Source organism: Pseudomonas sp. RGM 3321, from assembly GCF_022836805.1.
Lineage (GTDB): Bacteria > Pseudomonadota > Gammaproteobacteria > Pseudomonadales > Pseudomonadaceae > Aquipseudomonas.
The window spans coordinates 99,878-104,465 of the sequence record NZ_JALHBH010000120.1 but is presented as its reverse complement, the minus strand read 5'-3'; the positions used below and the strand labels follow the sequence as shown (position 1 = coordinate 104,465).

Sequence of the window (4,588 nt, the reverse complement as noted above, 5' to 3'; positions counted from 1 at the left end):
CTCAAAGCACCTGTTTGCGAAATCAATTGGCTTGTCTCCGGTCGAAGGGCGGCGCGGCATATGGCTGGACGACTGCCAGTCGGAGGGAGGACTAAAAACATTGAAAAAAAAATAGAGCATCCCCTTGGGGATGTCTGTCGTGGGAAGCTGGGACAAGTGCGTGCGCCGGTCTTCCAGGCTGGGGAGCAATGATTCAAGGCTGTACCGAACCTCGGCCACGCAGAGGCCTGGGCCGATCGGAGTGGCGCATCGAGATGGGCCGGCGAGGGTAAGGTCGGCTGTTCGTGCCGCGCCAATAGGCCGCCGTGAAGGTATGCCGGGTGACGCTGCGCTCAAGGCCGCAAAGTAAAGTTGGGGCCCTCAGGCCCCGTTTATACAGCGAGGTATCAAGCCACTGTCAGGCGACAGCGGGCTGAAGGACCTCTTTGAGGAAGCGGAAGGCGGTTTGTTTCGATTGTTGAGTGGAGGAGAAGAATGCGAGGTGGCTGCCATCGCGCTCTACGTGTAGCCTGGCGCCTTTGATCGACGCTGCGATATGCCGTGAGCCGCCGACGTGAGTAGTCGAGTCGGCATCTCCAGCCACCACCAGGGTTGGCGCGGTGATGCGTGTCAGTCGTGGTGCCAGCTCGGTCTTGTTCAGCGCGTCGTTCAAGCGCGCATAGCGATAGAACAACTCGGGATTGACGTAGGGGTAAAGCACTACGTGGGCAATGGACTCAGGGGTGGTGGCCAGCGTTGCCTGATCGAGGAACATCGCTTGCAGGTCGGCAGCCTCGTCGCGATCCTGAGCAGCGCTTTCCATCAGCCACTCGAAGTTTTGCTGATGAGCGGTGCGCAGATCGTTGTCGCCCAGGTTGTAATCGCCATGCCACAAACTCAGAGAGTTGACCCGTTCGCGGTGGTCAGCGGCGGCGCACAGGGCGATGACCGCGCCGCCGCAGATGCCCATCAGGTGTGCGGTCGATAGCCTGAAGTGATTCATCACGCTGATCATGTCGGCGACCTGGGCATCGGTGTCCACCGCGACCTGGTCGAACGCCTCGCAGGCACCGAACAGCCCTCGGGTTTCCCAGGTCACGACAAAAAAGCGCTCGCTCAAGGCGTCGAACCAGTCGCGGCAGAGATCGAACGGAATGCCGCAAGGCAGTGCCAGAACCACGGGAGGCAGTTCGCGGTTGGCGCTGGCATGCACCAGCAATTGGGCATTATCGCGGGTGGTCAGGTGCAGTGTCTCTATATGCGGTACTGCACCGCTGAATTCAAAATGCTTGAGCAGTTGACTGAATGCGGTGACGTCTCCAGCATCGTCGAAGTGCTCGTAGCTATAGTCGAGCGCTTCACAGATTTTTCGGCTTATAAAGTATTCGAACGACGACAGTTGTGCCTCGCCACCGTGCAAGTACTGCAGGGTGCGCACGCCGAGGCGCGCAAACGCGGCATTGATCGCCCGCTCTGTGGCCCGCACGCTGGAGCACGCCGGCTCTGGCAGCGAGCCGTTGGCCTGGGCGAGAAAGCTCAGGCACACGGGATCGGGCAAATTGAGGGCAAGGTGCCTGAGCATCCTCACCGTCTCGCACAGACGCATCGCTGCGTCGGAGGAAATAGTCATGGATCGTTACTCTTTTTGGGCGCTTTTTCAGGCACATTGCGCGAGGCTACTGTCGTCTGCCGTAGTTGGATCAGACCGCTTCGAATTTTTTGCCGCGTGTGGTGTGGGTCACGAGGCGGTTGTATTCCGGTGTTTCGTCACCGATCACCTGCACCGCGCCGTATTTCTCCAGGCTGATGCGGCCGCCGTACTCTTCGATGTGGTCCGAGTCCGGGTAGACGTGCACGAAGGAAGGTACATAGCGTGACGCGAAGCCCATGCGCATTTCCTGTGATTCGCCGCTGTGCGGATAGGAAGCGTGCATCAGCGTTGACCAGAAAATGATGAACTGCCCGGCCTTCATCTGCATGGGCACAGCAGAGGCCTCGTCAGGCTTCCAGTTCTCATCGATCTGCAACTGGCGATAGTCGTAACCGAAGAAACCGCGACGCACGCCGTCCTTGACCACCGAATTGTTGGCATCGGGCTCATAGCTCATGCGCTTGGTTTCGTCATAGTTCATGCTGTTCTGGGTGCCAGGAATGAACTGCAGGCAACCATTGGCAATGTTCGCGTCAGTGAACGCCGTCCAGACGGTGATGGTGCCGCCGAACTCTTCGTTCTCCGGCCAGATGATCTGCGGTTTGCCGGAGGCATTGGCGAAGGTATCGGCCTGATGCCAGTCGGTGCCTTCATCGCCCGGATATTTAGGAAAGAACTCGGTGCGCCAGCAGAGCACGTTCGGACCGAGGATGCTTTCGACGCGGTCGCAGATTTCCGGGCGGCAGATGTGGCTGGCCAGAAAGTCATCGTCCAGATGGCGGTCGTAGTTGGCGATGTTGGTACCACCGGAGATGGCGTCCAGATCCTGGTAGGCCGCAGCGCTACGGTCGAGTAGACGCAGGCGGGTGCGCTTCCAGGTTTCTTTCATTTCTTCTGGCGAGTAGGCGTCAAACGGACCGATAAAGCCGTTTTTCTCGAACGAGGCACGCTGTTCCGCAGTTAAAGCGAATTTTTTGCTCATGAGCTTTTCCTTTTCGGTCAATGGGCTTGAACAAGGCTACGGGAGATGTGGTCGGCCAGGACTTTGGCTGTTGCGCCATCCGCCAGAATTCCCGGGTCGAGGTTGATTTTGTAGTGCGCTTTGAGCTTGCTAAGCGAACGGATCAGCGCCAGCGAGGTGCCACCGGAATCGAAGAAATCATCATTGACGCCGATGTTTTTCAGGCCCAGATCTTCGCTCCAGACCTTGAGCACGAAGTGCTCCTGTTCACTGAGGCCCTTGACGTCTGCCGCGCGTAAAGGCGTCGTGTCAGCGGTAGGCGAGGGCAGTTGTTGCTTGTCGATTTTGCCGTGGTGGGTCACCGGCAGCGATGCCAGCGGCACATACACCGAGGGCCGCATGTACTCCGGCAAACTTTCGGCCAGCAGTGCGGCAACTTCGCTGCGGGTCTGTTCAGTCCAGGCATCGACGCCCTTGCCTGGTACCACGTAAGCCACCAGACGCAGGTCTCCATCACCGTAATCGTGTACGCCGACATGGGCGGCGGCGACGTTCGGGCTGGTTTGCAGAGAGGCTTCGATCTCGCCCGGCTCGATGCGGAAACCGCTGATTTTCAATTGTTCATCGCAACGACCGGCGTAACGGTATTCACCATTACTTTCCAGGGTCATCAAGTCGCCAGTGCGGTAGGCGCGTACAGCACCGGGCAACTCGACGAAACGCTCGACGTTGAGCGCTTCACGGTTCAGGTAGCCCTGAGCCACGCCGGCGCCTTCGATGTACAGCTCACCCGTGGTGCCTTCCGCGACCGGGACCAGGCTTGCGTCAAGCAGGTGCAGGCGCCAGCCGTCCAGCGGTTTGCCGAGCGAGACCATGGCGGCTGTTTCCAGGTCCTGCGCCAACACTCGCTTGAAGGTGGTGTGAACGGTGGCCTCAGTGATGCCGTACATGTTGATCAGCGCGGGCTTCTGGTCGCCATGGCGCTCGACCCAGGGACGCAGCACGGTGGCGGGCAACGCTTCGCCGCCGAAGACCACGTAGCGCAGGGCAAGAGGTGCAGTGTTGCCACGATCAGCTTCATCAAGACCACGGAAGGCCGATGGTGTCTGGCTGAGCACGGTGATGCGCTGATCGGCGAGCCACTGACGCAGGCTGGCAGGAGAGCGCGAGACTTCATACGGCACTATAGCCACCTGGCCGCCGTTGGCGAGGGCGCCCCAGATTTCCCAGACCGAGAAGTCAAAACCGATGGAGTGGAACATCGACCAGACGTCCTGGGCGTTGAAGCCATAGGCACGTTGGGTACTTTCCAGCAGGCGACTGACGTTGCAATGGGAAACCTGCACACCTTTGGGCTCACCGGTGGAGCCAGAGGTGTAGATGATGTAGGCAGTGGCCTGATCCGGGTCTACATGGCCATCTTCGGCAGCCAGTTTCAGCGCCGGTGCGGACAGCAACTCGTCAAGGGCCAATACGCGCAGAGACGGTATTTTCGGCAGATCTGCAGCATCGCCGATGATCAGGCTGAGGCCGCTGTCGCGCATGATGTGTTCGACGCGCTTGCCAGGGTATTGCGGGTCGACCGGCACATACGCGCCACCGGCCTTGAGAATGCCCAGCAGACTGATGACCAGATCGATGCTACGCGACATGTACATCCCCACACGCATGCCGTGGGTCACACCTTCACTGCGCAAACGCGCAGCCAGCTTTGTCGAGAGTGCGTCGAGCTGTGCGTAGCTCAAGGTTCTGAGCGTATCGCTTGCTGCGATGCGCTCAGGAAATTGACGTGCCCTGTCACTGAATATCTCGTGCAGAAAAGCATCGGGCTTGAGAGGGACTGACGCGGCGCCAAGCGATTCGTCAGTGTTCTTGATCGGCATGACAAAGGCTCCTGTGTAGTAACCAGGTGCAGCGTTCAACTCCACTGCACTCGAGACATCCCTGCGGCCTGAAGGATCTGTTCGAAGGGCCGGCAAGATCCGCAGTTGGCGCAT

3 protein-coding genes are annotated in these 4,588 nt (G+C 59.4%); all 3 read right to left on the bottom strand.

All coding sequences use genetic code 11. From position 1 onward, the window contains the following. Positions 1 to 397: 397 nt before the first annotated feature. Positions 398 to 1,609, bottom strand: coding sequence for a syringomycin E biosynthesis aminoacyltransferase SyrC (syrC, locus tag RGM3321_RS24255; protein ID WP_244395145.1), 1,212 nt, complete (start codon positions 1,607 to 1,609; stop codon positions 398 to 400). Positions 1,610 to 1,679: 70 nt separating this feature from the next. Then, complete coding sequence (gene syrB2, locus RGM3321_RS24250) at positions 1,680 to 2,612, bottom strand: syringomycin E biosynthesis L-threonyl-[L-threonyl-carrier protein] 4-chlorinase SyrB2 (protein ID WP_003383694.1); 933 nt, start codon at positions 2,610 to 2,612, stop codon at positions 1,680 to 1,682. 17 nt (positions 2,613 to 2,629) lie between these two features. Continuing rightward, the gene (gene syrB1, locus RGM3321_RS24245; RefSeq protein WP_244395144.1) at positions 2,630 to 4,474 is read right to left on the bottom strand and encodes a syringomycin E biosynthesis L-threonine--[L-threonyl-carrier protein] ligase SyrB1; all 1,845 of its coding nucleotides are present in this window, start codon (positions 4,472 to 4,474) and stop codon (positions 2,630 to 2,632) included. Between the last annotated feature and the right edge of the window lie 114 nt (positions 4,475 to 4,588).

Coding starts and splice junctions, on each gene's coding strand:
- syrC (WP_244395145.1), bottom strand. CDS start 1,609: ATGACTATTTCCTCCGACGCAGCGATGCGTCTGTGCGAGACGGTGAGG.
- syrB2 (WP_003383694.1), bottom strand. CDS start 2,612: ATGAGCAAAAAATTCGCTTTAACTGCGGAACAGCGTGCCTCGTTCGAG.
- syrB1 (WP_244395144.1), bottom strand. CDS start 4,474: ATGCCGATCAAGAACACTGACGAATCGCTTGGCGCCGCGTCAGTCCCT.